General features: G+C 63.2%; 13 protein-coding genes and 1 pseudogene. 8 read left to right on the top strand and 6 right to left on the bottom strand.

Annotated elements, in window-relative coordinates; all coding sequences use genetic code 11:
* The first annotated feature begins 108 nt into the window (after positions 1-108).
* The 3 genes and pseudogenes from AC15MQ_RS05380 to AC15MQ_RS05370 all read left to right on the top strand — a co-directional run bounded on the left by AC15MQ_RS05380 (position 109) and on the right by AC15MQ_RS05370 (position 4,560).
* Complete coding sequence (locus AC15MQ_RS05380) at positions 109-591, top strand: DNA-deoxyinosine glycosylase (protein WP_483079552.1); 483 nt, start codon at positions 109-111, stop codon at positions 589-591.
* Between the two features lie 132 nt (positions 592-723).
* Positions 724-2,524: pseudogene (tfpB, locus tag AC15MQ_RS05375) on the top strand (type IV pilus assembly ATPase TfpB).
* A 179-nt stretch (positions 2,525-2,703) separates the two neighbouring features.
* Positions 2,704-4,560, top strand: a complete 1,857-nt coding sequence (locus tag AC15MQ_RS05370; protein ID WP_483079551.1) for a protein kinase domain-containing protein — start codon at positions 2,704-2,706, stop codon at positions 4,558-4,560.
* A gap of 40 nt (positions 4,561-4,600) precedes the next feature.
* On the opposite strand, the gene AC15MQ_RS05365 is transcribed toward AC15MQ_RS05370, so the two are convergent.
* The 3 genes from AC15MQ_RS05365 to AC15MQ_RS05355 form a co-directional block, all read right to left on the bottom strand.
* Positions 4,601-5,146: an OmpA family protein gene (locus tag AC15MQ_RS05365; protein ID WP_287671466.1), complete on the bottom strand. Its 546-nt coding sequence runs from the start codon at positions 5,144-5,146 to the stop codon at positions 4,601-4,603.
* 244 nt (positions 5,147-5,390) lie between these two features.
* On the bottom strand, positions 5,391-6,248 hold the full coding sequence (locus AC15MQ_RS05360; protein WP_483079550.1) for a cupin domain-containing protein: 858 nt from the start codon (positions 6,246-6,248) through the stop codon (positions 5,391-5,393).
* Positions 6,224-6,907 carry a sigma-70 family RNA polymerase sigma factor gene (locus AC15MQ_RS05355; RefSeq protein WP_483079549.1) on the bottom strand — a complete coding sequence of 228 codons (684 nt, stop codon included), beginning with the start codon at positions 6,905-6,907 and terminating at the stop codon, positions 6,224-6,226. The genes AC15MQ_RS05360 and AC15MQ_RS05355 overlap by 25 nt, the downstream gene beginning before the upstream one ends.
* Before the next feature lie 361 nt (positions 6,908-7,268).
* Here AC15MQ_RS05355 and AC15MQ_RS05350 point away from each other — a divergent pair, with 361 nt between their 5' ends.
* Positions 7,269-8,666: an aspartate ammonia-lyase gene (locus tag AC15MQ_RS05350; protein ID WP_287671461.1), complete on the top strand. Its 1,398-nt coding sequence runs from the start codon at positions 7,269-7,271 to the stop codon at positions 8,664-8,666.
* A gap of 50 nt (positions 8,667-8,716) precedes the next feature.
* Here AC15MQ_RS05350 and AC15MQ_RS05345 read toward each other — a convergent pair whose 3' ends face one another.
* Positions 8,717-11,791, bottom strand: coding sequence for a putative bifunctional diguanylate cyclase/phosphodiesterase (locus AC15MQ_RS05345; RefSeq protein ID WP_483079548.1), 3,075 nt, complete (start codon positions 11,789-11,791; stop codon positions 8,717-8,719).
* A gap of 393 nt (positions 11,792-12,184) precedes the next feature.
* Here AC15MQ_RS05345 and ppk2 point away from each other — a divergent pair, with 393 nt between their 5' ends.
* From ppk2 to AC15MQ_RS05330, 3 genes are all read left to right on the top strand, one after another.
* Positions 12,185-13,453 (top strand): polyphosphate kinase 2, encoded by a 1,269-nt coding sequence (gene ppk2 / locus AC15MQ_RS05340; protein ID WP_287671458.1) that lies wholly within the window; start codon positions 12,185-12,187, stop codon positions 13,451-13,453.
* Between the two features lie 82 nt (positions 13,454-13,535).
* Positions 13,536-14,141, top strand: a complete 606-nt coding sequence (locus tag AC15MQ_RS05335; protein ID WP_350495929.1) for an ABC transporter ATP-binding protein — start codon at positions 13,536-13,538, stop codon at positions 14,139-14,141.
* Positions 14,138-14,941, top strand: a complete 804-nt coding sequence (locus tag AC15MQ_RS05330; RefSeq protein WP_483079547.1) for an ABC transporter permease — start codon at positions 14,138-14,140, stop codon at positions 14,939-14,941. The genes AC15MQ_RS05335 and AC15MQ_RS05330 overlap by 4 nt, the downstream gene beginning before the upstream one ends.
* 19 nt (positions 14,942-14,960) lie before the next feature.
* On the opposite strand, the gene miaA is transcribed toward AC15MQ_RS05330, so the two are convergent.
* Positions 14,961-15,917, bottom strand: coding sequence for a tRNA (adenosine(37)-N6)-dimethylallyltransferase MiaA (gene miaA, locus AC15MQ_RS05325; RefSeq protein WP_483079546.1), 957 nt, complete (start codon positions 15,915-15,917; stop codon positions 14,961-14,963).
* Positions 15,914-17,761, bottom strand: coding sequence for a DNA mismatch repair endonuclease MutL (gene mutL, locus AC15MQ_RS05320; protein ID WP_483079545.1), 1,848 nt, complete (start codon positions 17,759-17,761; stop codon positions 15,914-15,916). The genes miaA and mutL overlap by 4 nt, the downstream gene beginning before the upstream one ends.
* A 69-nt stretch (positions 17,762-17,830) precedes the next feature.
* Between mutL and AC15MQ_RS05315 the strand changes: the two genes are divergently transcribed.
* The gene (locus tag AC15MQ_RS05315) at positions 17,831-18,469 is read left to right on the top strand and encodes a DedA family protein (protein ID WP_287671452.1); all 639 of its coding nucleotides are present in this window, start codon (positions 17,831-17,833) and stop codon (positions 18,467-18,469) included.
* Positions 18,470-18,486: the final 17 nt, after the last annotated feature.

Raw genomic sequence — 18,486 nt, 5'->3', positions numbered from 1 at the left:
CATTCCGCTTTTGCCCAGCGAGCGCGCCTTTCACCGCGTCGGTGGGCGAGGCTGGCCTGGTGGCAGTCTGACACGACCGTCACCTCAACCCGTGGCGGCGGGCTAGCAATGCTGCAGGGTCTGCCGCCGATTCTCGATGCCGGGGTTGCAACGCTGATTCTCGGCAGCTTTCCATCGCCGGCATCGCTGGCGGCGGCACACTATTACGCGCATCGGCAGAACCAGTTCTGGCGCCTCCTCGGCGTGCTGCTTGAAGAGCCCTTGTCCGTAGTCGATTACGTCGAAAAGCAACGCCTGCTGCTCCGGCATCACATCGGCGTATGGGACGTTTATCAGCAGTGTCTGCGGCAAGGTGCGCTCGACGCGGCGATCCAGTCTCCCGCGGTCAACGATTTCTCACGTCTGCGCAACGAGGCGCCGGGTTTGCGGCGCGTCTGCTTCAACGGTCAGACTGCCGGGAAATTTGCCGGCTGGTTTCAGCAGCAGGGCTACGAAACCTGGGTCCTGCCGTCGACCAGCCCGGCGTATACTGTGGCCTTTGAAAGCAAACTGGCCAGGTGGCGTGCGGCCGGGCTTGGTGATCCAGGGTAAAGGAATCCGGGTGACGCGCTGGCGGCTGACGAAGTCTCGGCCCGACCCACTTCTTGCGCCCCTGCACCACGCGCGTGCTTTCGGTTGGCGGTGTCCGGTATAGTGGCCGGTCATTACTCTGGAACACGGCCCATGTCGGAAGCAGCGGTCAATATCGTTCATGAACATCGTCTGACCCTGGCCGAAGTCCTCAGCTGGTTGACCTGACGATGGCCTGGTCAACGCGCCGGACGCAGATCAACTGCTCAAGGAAAGCCGGCTGCAAGCGCCTTGTTGCGCACCCGCTGGTCGATAATCGCCGATCAGCAGTGGAAGTCGACAGCAGGAGCCGCATCGACCCCTGAATCTCGAAGGCCTCGGTGAGTGGCTGGCCGCGCAGGGTGGGACTTGAGTACCACCACATCGACCCCCTGAAGGTCGACTTCACGGCCGTGACCGACGTCATGTCGAGTGCCTATGCCACACGCTTCGGCATGCTGCCGATTCAGGTCACGACGCGGGAGATCGTCGTGGCGACGACCGCAGCCTTACCTGCGTGACTGGGAAAAGGAGATCCAGCGCGATCGCCAAGAAGGAAATCCGCCGGGTGATGGCCAACCCGGTCGACGTCGCGCGCTATCTGGTCGAGTTCTACAATCTTGCGCGCTCGGTCAAGAAAGCGGCCCAACTCGGGGGTCCGACCGGCAACCTGTCATCGTTCGAGCAGTTGGTCGAACTCGGCCGGACCAATCGCCAGTTCGACGCCAATGACCAGCACATCGTCAACATCGTCGACTGGCTCTGGCAGTATGCTTTCGACCAACGCGCCAGCGACATCCATATCGAGCCCCGGCGCGAAATCGGTATCGTGCGCTTCCGCATCGACGGCGTCCTGCATCAGGTTTACCAGATTCCGATGAGCGTCATGGCGGCGATGGTCAACCGTGTCAAGATTCTCGGCCGCATGGACGTCGTCGAGAAACGCCGACCGCAGGATGGCCGGATCAAGACGCGAACAGCTGACGGCCAGGAAGCCGAACTGCGCCTTTCGACACTGCCCACGGCCTTCGGCGAGAAACTCGTGATGCGCATCTTCGACCCGGAAGTGCTGGTGCGCAGCTTCGCCGATCTCGGCTTCAGCGACGACGACCAGGCGCGCTGGAAGGACATGTCGGAACGACCCAACGGCATCATCCTGGTGACCGGCCCCACCGGATCCGGAAAAACGACCACGCTGTACTCGACACTGAGGCAACTGGCTACACCGGCGGTCAATGTCTGTACCATCGAGGACCCGATCGAGATGGTCGAACCGGCCTTCAACCAGATGCAGGTGCAAAACGTCATCGATCTCGGCTTTGCGCAAGGTGTTCGGGCGCTGATGCGGCAGGACCCGGATATCATCATGATCGGTGAAATACGCGATCTGGAGACGGCCGAGGTGGCGATTCAGGCGGCCCTGACCGGCCACCTCGTGTTGTCGACCCTGCACACCAACGACGCGCCTTCGGCGATCACGCGCATGCTCGACCTTGGCGTGCCTTCGTATCTGTTGAGTGCCACGGTGCTCGGGGTGATGGCGCAGCGGCTGGTACGCATCCTCTGCCCGCACTGCAAGCAGGTGCACCAGGCCAGCCCGGTCGAGGAAACAATGTGGGATCAACTGGTTGCTCCGTGGAAATCGAATCGCCCGGCACGCTTCTCACGGCCGGTGGGCTGTCTCGACTGCCGCATGACCGGATACCTCGGGCGCGTCGGGCTGTACGAAATTCTGATGCTCTCGCAGGACCTCAAACTGGCGATCACTGAAGGCAAGGACATCGCCAAGATTCGCGACCTGGCTTTTCGCGAAGGCATGAAGCCCCTGCGGATCTCGGGGGCGATGAAAGTTGCCGCCGGGGTCACCACGCTGGCCGAGGTGTTCAAGGTCGCACCACCAGTCGAGCATAACTGACAGCACTCGCCTGCGCGCGCAGCGCCCTGCCGATCCCGGGGTGGGGCGCGTCGTTCATCGCCTCGCATCCGGAGTGTACGGCTTGCCCCACCGACGCGTGCAGACTTCGACTTTGCCGGGCGGGCAAACTACGGCAGAATGCGAAGCTTGCCTTCGAGGTGTTGAATACAGGGAACTCGATGTCGGAATCAGAAGAGTACGAGCGGACGTGGGTCGTACGTCAACCGGCTTCACCATCGCCATCGCCCCAGCCAGCGGTTGCAGGGGCGGCCGGAGAGGCTGACGCCAACAGCAACGCGCTGCCGCTGGGCACGCGGATTGGTGAATTCGAAATCGTCAACCTGGTCGGAATCGGCGGCTTCGGCATTGTATACCTCGCTCACGACCACTCACTCGGACGCTACGTCGCTCTGAAGGAGTACATGCCATCCTCGCTGGCAGCGCGTGTCGAGGGTCTGACGGTTGCCGTCAAGTCGGCACGCCTGGCCGAGACCTTTGCCATCGGTCTGCGCAGTTTCGTCAATGAAGCGCGAATCCTTGCCCAGTTCGATCACCGCTCGCTGGTCAAGGTGTATCGTTTCTGGGAGGGGAATGGCACGGCATACATGGTGATGCCGTTCTACGAGGGCGTGACCCTCAGGCAGACCTTGCAGAAAATGCCCGGGCCGCCGTCCGAGGAGTGGCTGCGGGCCCTGATCGACCCTTTGCTCGACGCGCTTGAAGTCATTCATCACGACAACTGCTTTCACCGCGACATTGCTCCGGACAACATTCTCCTGCTGGCCGACGGGCGCCCGCTGCTGCTGGATTTCGGTGCCGCCAGACGGGTGATCGGTGACAGGACGCAGGCGCTGACGGTGATCCTCAAGCCGGGTTACGCGCCTCTGGAGCAATATGCCGAAGACCCGCATGTCAAGCAGGGGGCGTGGACCGACATCTATGCGCTGGCGGCAGTGGTCTATAACGCGATCACCTGCAGGCCACCGATGGCCTCGGTCGCTCGTTCGATCAATGACACCATGGTTCCGCTGAGCAAAGCGGCAGCGGGCCGTTACAGCACCGCCTTCCTGCAGGCCATGGATCGAGCCCTGGCGGTAAGACCCGAAGACCGCCCGCGCAGCGTTGCCGAGTTTCGCGCCCTGTTGGCCGTGCAGGATACGCCAGGGACGCCGGCGGGCAAATCGTCACCGACCGCCTCACCTCAGGCACCGGCCGCGAAGGGAAAGGGCAGGGCAATGTGGTTGGTTGGCATCGCCGGGACGGCGCTGGCGATCGCCGGCGGTGCTTTCTACACGTTGCGATCGGCACCCGATGCGCCTTCCCGGCCACTCGAGGTGGCGCCGGCAAAATCGTCACCGGAGACGCCGCCGGCTGCAGCGGGTACGGCGGTGCCGCAGTCGGCTCCAGGCGCGGAGATACAGACGGCAGAGCGGAAATCACTCAACGAGCAGCAGTTGGTGGATGTGCTGCTCGGCAAGGACGGAACGACGAATCCGTCAGGAAACGCCGTCAAGCCATTCGACCCGGTCGACGTGCTGCAGGACATTTATCGCCAGCGGGACCACGAGCACGTGGTAACGGTGGTGCCGGAGAAGGCGAAAGTCAGGATTGGTCAGGACAAGCTGCGGTTCCGCATTACCTCGCTCAAGCCAGGCTACGTGTACATTCTGATGGTGGGCACCGACAACAACCACTTCAACCTGCTGTTTCCGAACGCCTTTGATGCCGACAACGGGATCGGGGGCGACGGCGATCTGAGCCTGCCTCGCCCCGGTTGGGCGATGACCGCAGGCGGCCCACCGGGAAGCAATCGCTTCGTGGCCATTGTCTCGGAAAATCGTCGGGATTTCTCTGCTGCCGGGTTGAAAAAAGTCGATCCGTTTGCCGAGTTCCCGCTCAAGCTTGCCGAACGGATCGCGCGCGAGGCGCGTGCCGAAGGCGGCAATCCGTTTGCCGGCAAGGTGGTCTGTCCCACCGGCCGAACATGCTCGTCGACCTACGGCGCCGCGCTGTTCGTGATCGACGAGGTCGACTGATCGGCTCGGAACCAAGGCTCCCCGGCAAAGCCGATGGCGCTTAGTTGTCGAGTCGTCTGATCGTCACGCGACGGTTTTCTGGGGCTTCCGGTCGGGCCGGATTGAGCAGTTGTGACGGCCCCTTGCCGACCGGCTTGAGACGGCTGCGATCGATCTGGTGATTCTGCGAAAGGTAGCCGACGACGCTTTCGGCGCGCGATTGCGATAACTGCCGGTTGTATTCGTCGCCACCACGTGGATCGGTGTGGCCTTCGATGGCGAAGCTGAACGGCACCAGCTTCTCCGAATTCAGGGCGCGACCGACCACATCGAGTGACTGCTTGCCGGTGAGCGTCAGGCCCGCGGAGTTGGTCTCGAAGATGATCAGCAAGTTCGCGGCCGCCGGCTTTGCAGGTGCCAGCGAACTCTCGTCCCGAATGACGTTGATCGAACGCGTTTTCGGCCGCGCCGCCTTTTCGGGGGCAAGCAGGTCCACCAGCGCGCGTTCGTTGATTTCGTCTGCCCGAAGCACTTTTTCAGCCTGTGCGAACGAAACCGCCGGGGCCAGTGTGCAGGCCAGCAATCCCAGAATCCTGATGTATCTCATGTGACAACTCCGTGAACACGATTGACTTGAACTTGGCGCTCTGAGCACCCTTGCCGGGCCGGCCCGCCTCGGCTCTCGGGTACCTGCAGGAAACTGTCATTGTGCAACAGCAACACTGCCTCGGCCAAGTCGGGGATGCATAGCCGTCCCGTATCAGGCGCATTCTCTGTCCGGCATACCGGGACGGTTCGCATAGCATACGCCGTTCCCTGTGGCGCAAGCGCATAACGGGATAAAACGCTGGCTAAGGCCGGGACGGCAGGGGCAATATCTCGCGGCCGCGCAAGAAAGCCAGAGCGCCGCCATCGGTGGTCGTCACTCCGTGCTCACTGCCGGGCGGCGCCAGGTGAAAATCGCCCGCCTGCACCAGCAGATCGCCGAAGAAGGCGTCACCACTCAGCATGATGCACTCCTCCTCGCCGTCGTGGACGTGCGCCGGCAAGCGGCCGCCGGCAGCCAGGCGGACAAGACGCGAAATCACATCGCCGTCGTGCCAGAGGATTTTCTGCTCGACACCCTCGGCAACGCGCTCCCAGGAATCTTCGCTGGCGAAGACGGTATGGAACGGTGGTCCATTGCCGGGCAGCAGACCACCGAGCACTTCGCCGAGGACCGCTGTGGTATTCCCCAGCGAGGTTCCCCGCAGATAAGCCAGGCCGCCCTCGCGTGACGAAATCCGGTCATGACGACTGCCTGGCGGCGAGACGTGGTAATCCCCGGGGAGCAGGTCGAGGTCGCCCAGTTGCAGGCGGCCACGCAAGACGATGCCTTCTTCCAGGTAATGGTGGCGGTGCGCCGGCAGGGTCGCGGCGGGGGCGAACTCGATCAGTGCCGACGCGCCATGCGGCCCTTCCCGGAGGAGCTTGGCGCGGATCCCGGCCTTGACTGCCAGCCAGGTCCCGTCGTCGGCACGAATGGTGATCAGCCCGGCGTGTCGGCGTGCACTCTCCCGGACACGCCGCAGCAAGCGGCTGCGCAGGCCGGCATGACGCGCCGCAGGCGAGTCGAGCGGCAGCATACTCTCGCAGAGCAGAAGACTCAAAGCGCTTTCGTCTACACCGCCATCACTGGTGGCGATTACTTTCTGGCAGTCGCTGGACATGGGGTCACCATCGGGGAATGTGGATCTTCGGCGGCAAGAAAGTCGCGCAGGCGCAAGAGAGTCCGGCGGATGTGGGACTTGACGGTTCCCAGCGGCAGACGCATGTGCTGGGCGATCTCCTCGTGCGAAAGGCCTCGGAAAAACGCCAGCGCCAACAGTTGCCGGGGCAGGGGATCAAGCGTGCGCAAGGCCGCGTGCAGGCGATGCTGACGCTGCACGGCGGCCAGCAGATCCTGAGGGTCGCTCCCGCCCTGCAAGTCGGCCAGGCATTCCTCGTCAAGTGGCTCGACCGGATCACGGCGCCGCAGGGCGTCGAGGGCGCGACTGCGGGTGATGGTCAGGATCCAGGCCGCGACACTGCCACGCGCGGCGTCGAAGCGCGGTGCCTGTCGCCAGATCTGCCAGAAAGCATCTTCGGTCACCTCTTCGGCGGTTTGCGCATGGCGCGTGATGCGTAACGCCAGCCCATAGACACGCCCGGCCATGCACTCGTAGATCTCGGCCAGGGCCTGCTCATCCTGGTGCACCACGCGGGCGACCCAGGCCTGCAGGCGGCCCTCTTCGGCCACAGCCCGATCATGCCGGATCCCCGCCTCGACGGCGGCCGGCTCGCTGTCGTCGGCCAGCGCTGCGCGCCCGATCTCCGTGTTCTCGTTCATCCCATTGCGTGCTTCCGTTGGTAATGCGGATATATTTTGCCCGATCAGGCGGTCGCAGCCAAACATTGTTGCCAACCCTGGGCTGCGGCACCTGCTCAACCCTACGCGGCAGCGGCGATTTCGGATGCAGATGGATGCAGTGGCCACCGACGCGGCCGTTGCGGGTGTTCAGACAGAAATTTGATGCGCGATGCTTTGGCGATACGCGCTACGCTAGAATGGTGCGTCGGCTTGCCGGGGAAGACTTCGGAGCGACGGCAGTGCGTTGCGGCCGACCGCGCGACAGCGCTGCCGGCCGGCGTGCGATGAGCATCCGCCGAAGCACCTCGCGTCGACAGTTGACCACACGAAAGGAATGAACATGGCACGAATCGAGAAGGATTTCCTCGGCGAGAAGGAACTGCCTGACGCCGCCTATTACGGCGTGCAGACGCTGCGCGGCCAGGAGAATTTTCATATTACCGGCATCCCGATGTCGGCCGAGCCGTATTTCGTCAAGGCCTTCGGCTACGTGAAGAAGGCAGCGGCTCTGGCCAACCGCGATCTCGGTGTGCTCGATGTGCGGATCGCCGACGCCATCGTCGGCGCTTGTGACCGGCTGATCGCCGGCGAGATGTGCGAGCAGTTCGTGACCGATTTTATCCAGGGGGGTGCCGGCACCTCGACGAACATGAACGCCAACGAGGTCATCGCCAACCTGGCTCTTGAGGCTCTCGGCCATCGCAAGGGGGAGTACCAGTACGTCAACCCGAACGACCATGTCAATTACGGACAATCGACGAACGACATCTATCCGACCGCGTTCCGGCTGGCGCTGATCCTGCGCCTGGCCAGCTACATGGAGGCACTGAGCAAGCTGCAGGACGCGTTCTACACCAAGAGCCGGGAGTTCCAGCGGGTACTGAAGATGGGTCGCACGCACCTCCAGGACGCCGTCCCGATGTCGCTCGGGCAGGAATTCCACGGCTGGGGCACGACCATCGGGGAAGAAGTCAGCCGCATCGCGGAAGTGCGCCAGTTGCTGCACGAGATCAATCTGGGGGCGACCGCGATCGGTACTTCGGTAACCGCCGCGTCGGGCTACCCGGAACTCGTCACCGGTCATCTTTCCGAACTGACCGGTACCCGCTTCATTCTTGCCGGTGACCTCGTCGAGGCGACCTCCGATACCGGCGCCTATGTGCAGTTGTCCGGCGTCCTCAAGCGCACCTCGGCAAAGCTCACCAAGATCTGCAACGACCTGCGCCTGCTCGCTTCCGGTCCGCGCTGCGGCTTCAACGAGATCAACCTGCCGCAGATGCAGCCGGGCTCGTCGATCATGCCGGGCAAGGTCAATCCGGTGATTCCCGAGGTCGTCAACCAGACCAGCTTCCTGGTGATCGGCCTGGATCTGACGGTGACTCTCGCAGCTTCCGCCGGGCAACTGCAACTCAACGTGATGGAGCCGGTGATCACCTTCGCGCTGTTTACCTCGATCTTCACGATGGAGAACGCAGTCAACAGCCTGCGCGTCAACTGCGTGCAGGGCATCACCGCCAACGTCGAGCACACACGCCAAATGGTGCTCAACTCGCTCGGGATCATCACCGTGCTCAAACCCGCGCTCGGCTACAAGCAATGCGCCGAGATCGCTCGTGAGGGCTACGAAACCGGCAAGTCGCTGCACGACATCGTGGTCAGGCAGCGCAAGCTGATGACCCAGGAGAGGTGGGATGAGGTTTTTTCCTTCGAGAACCTGATCAGCCCGAAGTTTGAATAGCCCTTGCGGATAGCCGCTGCCCCGCCGGAGAATCCGGTTGCAGCGCAGCATCAGGGTCGCTGAGGTGCGGCATCGTCTCGCCGGGTCAATTGAGTCAGCCCGGCTGGCGACGGCACCTTGAAGGGGAGGTGATCGAAATCGGCGGCTGGCCGCGGCTGGCTGAAAAGGTAGCCCTGTACCTCGAAGCAGCCGTGCCGTTCAAGGAAGTGCAGTTGTTCGACGGTTTCGACGCCCTCGGCGATGACTTCCATCTTCAGGCTTTCTGCCATCGCCACGACCGCGCGTACGATCGCTGAATCGTTCGCGTCGGTCGACAGATCGCGTACGAAGGAACGATCGATCTTCAGTCGAGAGACCGGGAAGCGCTTGAGATAGGCGAGGCTGGAATATCCGGTGCCAAAATCGTCGATGGCCAGGCGTATGCCGAGTCCGGCCAACTTGCGCAGCAGCGTGCTGGCCGCCTCCGGGTCGACCATCAGCATGCTCTCGGTCAGTTCGATTTCGAGCGTTGCCGGCAGCAGACCCGATTCGCCAAGGATGACTGCGACCCGCTCGCAAAGATCGCGTTGTTGCAACTGGCGTGCGGAAAGGTTGACACAGATGCGCAGGTCAGTCTGCCCTGCATCGTGCCACAGCCGCGCCTGCCGGCAGGCCTCGCGCAGCACCCACTCGCCAATGGCGACGATCAGACCGGTCTCTTCGGCGACCGGGATGAAGCGATCCGGCGCGACCAGTCCACGCTGCGGATGGCGCCAGCGGATCAGCGCCTCCATGCCGGTGCGCCGGCCGCTGCGGCCATCGACCTGCGGCTGGTAGAACAACTCGAATTCGCCGCGCTCGATCGCGATGCTCAGGTCATGCTCGATCGATGCCCGTTCGCTTACCGCCAGATTCATCGCCGGTGTGAAGAACTGGAAGTTGTTGCGGCCGCACTCCTTGGCGTGATACATCGCGGTTTCCGCGTTTCGCAGCAGGGTTGGCACGTCGTCACCGTCATTCGGATAGATGCTGATGCCGATACTGGGCGTAACGTGCAGCGGCCGCTCCTCGAGGTGTTGTGTCGAGGAGACCATCTCGAGCACCTTCTGCGCGACCAGCACCACTCGGCTGATCTCGGCCAGCGCGGGAATGACGACGATGAACTCGTCGCCGCCGAGGCGCGCCACGGTTTCCGTTTCCCGCAACGCCGCCGTGAGACACTCGCCGATGCGTGCCAGCAGCCGGTCGCCGGTGTCGTGGCCAAGAGTGTCGTTGATCAGCTTGAAGCGATCGAGGTCGAGGAACAACACTGCAGTGTGGCTCTCGTCTCGTCGCGACTGGGCGATCGCCTGCCGAAGGCGGTCGTCAAGCAGCGTGCGGTTGGGCAGTCCGGTCAGCGCATCGTGATTTACCAGGAAGCGGATCTGCTCCTCTGAGCGCTTGCGTTCGGTGATGTCGTGGAAGCTGCCGATGTAGTGGGCGAGTACGCCGTCATCGTTCTTGATCGCTGTTATGGTCAGTGCCGCCGGAAAGAGCTCACCGCTGAGGCGACGGCACCAGACCTCGCCGTGCCAAATCCCTTCCGCTGTGATGCCGTTCCACATCTCGCGATACAAACCGATACGCTGATGCTCAGGAGCAAAGAATCGGGGTGTCTGGCCAATCATCTGGTCGCTACTGTAGCCAGTGATCTTGGTCAGCGCGGGATTCACCGAAACAATGCGCTTGTCGGCATCTGTGATGCAGATTCCCGAGGGACTGGCCGAGAATACCTGCTCGGCAAGGCGCAGCGCCACCTCGGCGCGGCGCTGATTCACGATTCGCCAGATGTCCTGGCCGATCAGCCGTAGCGTTTCGATCTCCCACTCACGGAAAGGCGCCGCTTTGTTGCCGACCGCCAGCAGCAGGCGGCACAACCGGCCTTCGATCACCGGCACGGCGAGCAACCGCCGGCAGCCACCAGCGTCCGGCAGCAGACCGTTGGCGAGCATCGCCGTGCGATCGTTGGCGAGCACGACCGAGCGCTGCCGCAGCACTGCCGCGCAAAGGTCCGTCAGGGCGACGCTGCACTGCGGTTCGGCGACACCGCGACAATCACCGGTGAGCGTGCGGCGTGACCAGCGGACGGCTTCACGGGTTCGCTGATCGGCGTCGACCCATTGCAGAAAGGCGATTGAGCTGCCGGTCAAGCGCTCTGCGAGGTCAAGGCCATGCAGGATGAATTCGGCTTCGTCCATCTGTTCTGCCGCCCGCGGCAGGTCGAGCATGCTGCTGGCACGCTCGGCGTGCAGTTGGAGCAGTGCCGCGGACTCGTGTCGCGCCCCTTCGAAGAGCAATCGTTGGCCTACCAGAGCCCGATAGCGTTCTTCCGCGGCTGCCAGCGCAGCATCGCGCTCGACCAGGGCTTGCGCGAGGCGGGGCATGTTCTCGGCCGCGCCGATCATTTCCGCGTCTCGGATGAAGTGGCGAGATGCGTTGCCGTCGCCATGGGTGTCTACGCGCGCCCGGTGGCCCAGTTCAGCGACCCGTCGGGTCAATGGCCGGCGATACACGCAGGCAACGAGCAGGGCCAGGGCCAGCGCCAGCGGCGCGCTGATTCCTCCAGGGATTGCCAGCAGCGACGAGCGCAGACTCCCGAAGGCAAGTGCGGTCGGTTGGGCAACAGCCGTCAGCCAACCGGAATTGCCGATCGGCTGCAACTCTCCAATATGAATCTGGTCGTCGTGGTCGGCAGCCAGGCGCGTGTCGGTGTTGACTGGCGTCTTGGTAAACCGGTGCTGTTCCGCTGCCGAAGACCTGGGCTGGGGCGCGGCCTCGTCACGTCCGGGCTTGGCAGCCGAGGCAAGCAGGAAATCGCCGACCGGTGATGCGAACTCCCTATTGATAAAGGTTGGGCTGTCGTTGTTTCGCGCGTCGCTAGGTCGCTGCGGAAGTTCCAGGCAGAGCGCAGCGACTGACACGCCGAGCGTCACCAGCACAGCAGATACCTGCCAGCAACGCCGCGCACCGCTGGCTCGGCGCAGCCGATCCGTAGACGGCGAGGCTCCTGGCGCGTACGGGAGCGCGTTCGCCAGCGACGACGGCGTGTTCTTGAAATCACGCGGCTCGTCCCGGTCAGGCGTCATTGGCAGAGGTGGCAGGACCATGGCAGTCCATTCAAAGGCGCGGCAGTGATCACACAGAAGAACTGCTACGATAACGGGCGTTGGATTTCCTCGCCAAGAATCGTGAATCGGTTTTTACCGTTGTGTCTGACGATGAGCGACATCCCCGAAGCCGTCGAAAACATCGTCCATAATATTGACAAAAGCATTTATCGATGACGCGAGCGCGATCCTGAACTCGGCCGCTGGCGACAAGCAGCAGCCGAGTTTCCGCCGAGTTCGCACCAGAAATCAAAAAAAGGCAGAAAACAGTCAGCGAATGTCATCCAATCGATTGAAGTGACTGACATATCAGCGCTATCATCATGGCCACCGTCGGTTAGCCCTCTGACGTTATTTTCTTGCAACAGAACACACCCCATTGGAGAGATAGAGATGGACAAGAGAACGCCGCCGCCCGCACCCGGCTCCGACAGCCCAGTCGCTGAAGGAGCAACCACAGCCGGGAATGCGGAGTTGCCGGTTGCCAAGCCTGCAGCACGAGCACCGAGAGCGCGTGCCGCTTCAGCGTCGACGCGTACGGCGCAGCCGCGCAAGGCTTCGGCCGGGGACATCGCTCCGGCGCGCACACCGAGCGGCATGGAAGCCTACGACATCGCTGAAGCCGCCGAATCGGCCATCGAGCAAAAGAAGGTCGCCCTGCGGGACATCATCGCTTCTGCCACCGTCGGCGATACCGCTTCGCTCGCCAAGACGCTGGAAGCGATCATGACCGGTTCGTCTCCCGATGACGCTCTGGCGCTGCGCAAGGCGCTGCTCGGCAAGGAAGAAACGCCGGCTGCCAAGCCCGCGACCAGTCCCGATGACGAACTGGCGACCAGTTGGCGCGATACCAATTCGTATCCCTACCGCAACCTGATGTCGCGCAAGGCTTACGAGAAGCAGAAGTATCGCCTGCAGGTTGAGTTGCTCAAACTACAGAACTGGATCAAGGAAACCGGGCAGCGAGTCGTCGTCATTTTTGAGGGGCGCGACGCGGCTGGCAAGGGCGGCGCCATCAAGCGCTTCACCGAAAACCTCAACCCGCGCGGTGGGCGCGTGGTTGCCCTTGAGAAACCGAATGAACAGGAGCGCGGTCAGTGGTATTTCCAGCGCTATGTACGCCACCTGCCGACCGCCGGTGAAATCATCTTCTGCGACCGCTCCTGGTATAACCGTGCCGGCGTCGAGCGGGTGATGGGTTTCTGCACCGAAGAGGAATACCAGGAATTCATGCGCCAGACGCCGGAAGTCGAACGGACGCTGGTACGCAGCGGCATTCACCTGATCAAGTTCTGGTTTTCGGTAAGCCGCAAGGAGCAGCGTCGCCGCTTCAAGGAACGCGAGGTTCACCCGCTCAAGCAGTGGAAACTGTCGCCGATCGACCTGGCCTCGCTCGACAAGTGGGACGACTACACCAAAGCCAAGGAAGCGATGTTCTTCCACACCGATACCGCGGAAACGCCATGGACGGTGATCAAGTCGGACTGCAAGAAGCGGGCGCGCCTGAACGCCATGCGCTATGTGCTGCACAAGCTCAACTACAACGGCAAGGATGTTGAAGCCATCGGTCCGATCGATCCACTCCTGGTTGGCCGACCGCACGTGGTTTACGAACCCAGTGGAAGTGCCGCCCCGCAAGTGGATCACCGGCCGATCCTCTGAACTTCAACAGCATTCGAAGTCAACAGCAAGGGCGCAGCAAGCGCCCTTTCTTTGTCACTGGTCTCCCATTCAGGTCTGCAGCGTGGGCACCCTGCGTCTGAACCGCTTATCGACCCGCCATGTCGGTCCGATCGAATGCCGTGTCGAGGCCGCCGAGTGCGTCTGCATTCACGGGGCATCGGGCAGTGGCAAGACCTTGTTGCTGCGTGCCATTGCCGACCTCGATCCGCACCAGGGCGAGGCGTCGCTCGATGGTGCCGGATGTTCGACGCTGCCACCCCCGGAATGGCGGCGCTCGGTGGCCCTGGTGGTGGCCGAGAGCCAATGGTGGTCCGAGCACGTCCGCGAGCACTTCGCGCACGGGGTCAACCCGGCCTGGCTCGAACGGCTTGGCCTGCCCGTTGACGCGATCGACTGGCAGGTTGCCCGCTGTTCGACGGGCGAAAAACAGCGACTCGCCTTGCTGCGGTCCCTGATGCAAGGTCCGGCCGTGCTGTTGCTCGACGAGCCGACCGGCAACCTTGATCAGGACAGTACCCGCAGGGTCGAAGCCTTGCTCGACGACTATCGTCAACAGCAGTCAGCGGCTCTGCTGTGGGTCACTCACGATCCGGAACAGATCAGGCGTGTAGCCAGGCGCAGCTTCGCGCTGCGCAATGGGCTGCTCGAGGAAGACCTGCCGCGATGAGCGTGCTGGCGCTATCTCCGTTCGACCTGGCCATCGCGGCGACGCTGGTCCTTGCCCTCGCCGCGCTGTCGCTACGGCTGCAACTTGGCGTCGAGCGACAACTGCTGTTTTCCGCCGCTCGCAGCACCCTTCAGTTGTTGCTCATTGGAGTGGTACTCAAGGTACTCTTCGAAAACGCGCAATTGCTCTGGGTAGCGCTGATGGCCGGAGTGATGATCATGCTTGCCGGGCGGGAAGTCATGGTGCGGCAGAAACGTCGGCTGGTCGGCGGCTGGGGATTCGGAGTCGGAACCCTGTCGATCTTCGTCTCGTCGTTCGCGATTACCGTCCTGGCATTGCTGGTGGTCATCGGCAGCGATCCGTGGTACGCGCCGCAATATGCGATACCGTTGCTCGGCATGATTCTCGGCAACACCATGAACGGCATTGCGCTCGGGCTCGACCGCCTGACTCAGGATGCGGCACAGAAACGACAGATCATCGAGACCCGCCTGGCGCTCGGACAAAACTGGAAGCAGGCGATTTCCGACTGCCGCCGTGAGGCCATTCGCGTCGGCATGATCCCGATCATCAACGCCATGTCGGCGGCTGGTGTCATCAGCCTGCCCGGGATGATGACTGGCCAGATCCTTGCCGGAACGCCGCCGGTCGAAGCCGTGAAATACCAGATCGTGGTGATGTTCCTGATCGCCGGCGGCACCGGACTGGGTACCGTGGTGGCCGTCAGCCTCGCCGCCCGGCGGCTGTTCGACGAACGTCAGCGCCTGCGCCTCGATCGGCTGACGCTGCCCAGGAATTGATCCGGCGGCCGGCGCGCGCTCAGGCGAAGAGATCGCCGAGATGTCCGGCAATCCGCTCGTGCAGTTCAGCGCACAGACAGTCGAAGGTCTGTGGTCGCAGGGTGTTGACTAGCCAGGTGATTTGTCGCTTGGCCAACTGGCGGGTGGCGTAGATGCCCCGATCGCGCAATTCGCTGCGCGGTGCCAGGCCGTGCTGCACTTCCCAAACCTGTCGGTAACCGACGCAGCGCATCGAGGGGAGATCAGCGTGCAGCACGTACTTCCCGCGCAGTTCCTCGACTTCACCTTCCAGCCCGGCGGCGAGCATGGCGTCGAAGCGGTCGGCGATGCGCCGATGCAGGACGCTACGGTCGGACGGCAGGAGACCAATGGACGCGAAGCGATATTGCGGTACTGCTCTCTCGGCGCCGGCGAGGATTGCCGAGAGCCGGCGGCCTGACAGACGAAAGACCTCCAGCGCGCGCTGGATACGCTGGGCGTCGGTGGGCTGCAGCCGCGCAGCGGTGACCGGGTCGAGTTCAGCAAGTTCGGCGTGCAGCGCTGGCCAGCCGCGTGCGAAGGCTTCGCGGTCGATCGCCGTACGCGTCGCCGGATCGGCTGACGGGAGATCGACCAGTCCTTCGACGAGCGCCTTGAAGTAAAGCATGGTGCCACCGACCAGCAAGGGCACGTGGCCACGCGCGGTGATTTCGGCCATCGCGGTCAGCGCGTCGATGCGGAAGCGAGCCGCCGAGTAGGCTTCCGGCGGGCTGATCAGGTCGATCAGGTGATGCGGAAATTCGCCCAGCGTCGACGCATCGGGCTTGGCCGTACCGATGTCCATGTCGCGAAAGACCTGCGCCGAATCGACGCTGATGAGTTCGACGGGGAAGCGGCGCGACAGAGCCATCGCCACTGCCGTCTTGCCGCTGGCGGTCGGCCCCATCAACAGGATGGCCGGTGGCAGCGCCGGTCGCGATGCTGCGGCCGCGCTCATCGGCCGCGCAGGAAGTGGCGGTCGAGGTCGGCCATCGTCAGTTGGGTCCAGGTCGGACGACCGTGGTTGCAATGGCCGGAACGTTCGGTGTCTTCCATCTGCCGGAGCAAAGCGTTCATTTCCGCCACCGACAGCAGGCGGCGCGCGCGCACCGCGCCCTGGCAGGCCATGCTGGCGAGAAACTCGTTCTGCTTTGCGGTCATCAACTGGGTCACGCCGTGCGCGCGCAGTTCGCCGAGTAGCGCGCGTGCCAGCGCAGCCGGGTCGGCGGCCAGCAGCAATGCCGGAACGCTGCGCACGGCGAGTTGCCGGGGACCCATCGGGGCGATGTCGAAACCCAGTTGGCGCAAGCTCCCGGCGTGTTCTTCGGCGGTAGCCACGTCGACGACATCGGCGGAAAACACCGCCGGAATCAGCAGCGACTGCGTGGCGACCTCCTGCGACGCTAGCGCGCGTTTGAGTTTCTCGTAAAGAATGCGTTCGTGCGCCGCGTGCATGTCGACCACCACCAGCCCCTGGCTGTTTTGCGCCAGGAGGTATACGCCATGCAACTGGGCGAGGGCATAACCCAACGGTGGTGCCTCGCCATCGGCGCAGCTCGCCAACGAGGCGGTTTGCAGCGAATCCTGGGCGCGTGCAGCTTGCGCAAAAGCCAGATACGCGCCATTGGCGGCAGGTTCTCGCACATCCAGTGAACCCTGGTACGTTGTCCGGTTGCCGAAGGTCGGGGGCGCGGTGCCGCCTGCTACCGGGTTGGCCTGCGACTCCGGCCAGCCAGCGGGCTGGAGGTCCGACGCGGGCGGTTGCGGACTGTCCACGTCGGACAACGCTGGCACCGCCGTCAGCGGAGCGGCGAGCACGCGTTGCACCGCATGAAAAACGAACTGGTGCACCGCGCGCGCATCGCGGAACCGGACCTCGGTCTTCTGCGGGTGGACGTTGACGTCGATGCCGGCGGGATCGAACTCCAGGAACAGGCAGTAAGCCGGGTAACGGCTGCCATGCAACAGGTCCTGGTAGGCCTCACGCACGGCATGGCTGAGCAGTTTGTCGCGGACGAAACGGCCGTTCACGTAGCAGTACTGGGCATCGCTGCGCGCGCGCGAATAGGCCGGCAGCGCGCAGTAGCCGGCAACGTGCAGCGGACCGGCCTGGACGTCGAGACAGCGCGCTTCGAGCAGAAAATCCTCGCCGAGGATGCTACCGGCACGTGTGCGTGCATCGCTCCTGGGCAGGTGCAGGTTGACCCGAGTATTGTGCGCGAGGGTGAAGGCGACTTCGGGATGTGCCAGCGCGATGCGCTTGACGGCCTCGGTGCAATGAGCGAATTCGGTATTGTCGGACTTGAGGAATTTCCGGCGGGCAGGCGTGTTGTAATAGAGGTCACGCATTTCGACCACCGTTCCGGCGAGCAAGGCGGCCGGTTCGGGCGTTGCCCCCGTTGCGGCCGCCAGCCGCCAGGCGTGTTGCTTGCTTGCCTGCTCGCCCCTGTGGCGGCTGGTCAGAGTGACGCGCGCGACGGCGGCCACCGAAGCCAGCGCCTCGCCACGAAAGCCGAGGGTACCCACCCGTTCGAGGTCGTCCAGAGAATGGATCTTCGACGTCGCGTGCCGGAGCAGCGCCAGCGCCAGTTCGTCGCGGGCGATGCCAATACCGTCGTCACTGACACGGATCAGCTTGACGCCACCTTCTTCGAGCTGGATCTGGATCGTCGAACTGCCGGCGTCAAGGGCGTTTTCGAGCAGTTCCTTGAGTACCGACGCCGGCCGATCGACGACTTCGCCGGCCGCGATCTGGCTGATCAGCAGGTCGGGCAGCAGGTGGATTCTCATGGATTCGGGCATCGCCCGATTATACCGGCCCGGCTTCCGGTAGAATCGCGCCTTGCCGATGGCCACCCCTTTTTCGCGACGATGGAATACCTGACCAGCTTTATCGACATCATCCTGCACCTCGACAAACACCTGGCGATGCTGGTGCAGCAATACGGACCGTGGATCTACGCCATTCTCTTCGCCATCATCTTCAGCGAAACGGGTTTCGTGGTGACTCCCTTTCTGCCTGGAGACTCGCTGCTGTTCGTCGCCGGCGCGCTGGCTGCACTGGGAGGCATGGAGATCGGCCTGTTGCTCGCGGTGCTGAGTGCCGCCGCGGTACTCGGCAACATGCTCAACTACCAGATTGGTCGCTTTCTTGGGCCGAAAGTCTTCCACTGGGAACAATCGCGCTTTTTCAACCGATCGGCACTGGAAAAAACGCACGCCTTCTACGAGAAGCACGGCGGCAAGACCCTGGTGATTTCACGGTTCCTGCCGCTATTTCGGACTTTTGCGCCCTTTGTCGCCGGCATTGGCGCGATGAGTTATGCAAAGTTTACGGCTTTCAATCTGATTGGCGGCCTGGCCTGGGTCGGTTCGCTGACCCTGGCCGGCTACTGGTTCGGCAACCTGCCCTGGATTCAGAAGAATCTGACGCTGGTGATCGTGGCCATCATCTTGATTTCCTTGCTGCCGGTGTTCATCGGCTGGCTGCAACACCGCAAGAACAGCTGATGCGCGCCGCAGACCAC

This window comes from Candidatus Accumulibacter propinquus (assembly GCF_056856495.1).
This window is presented reverse-complemented; position numbering and strand designations above follow the sequence as displayed.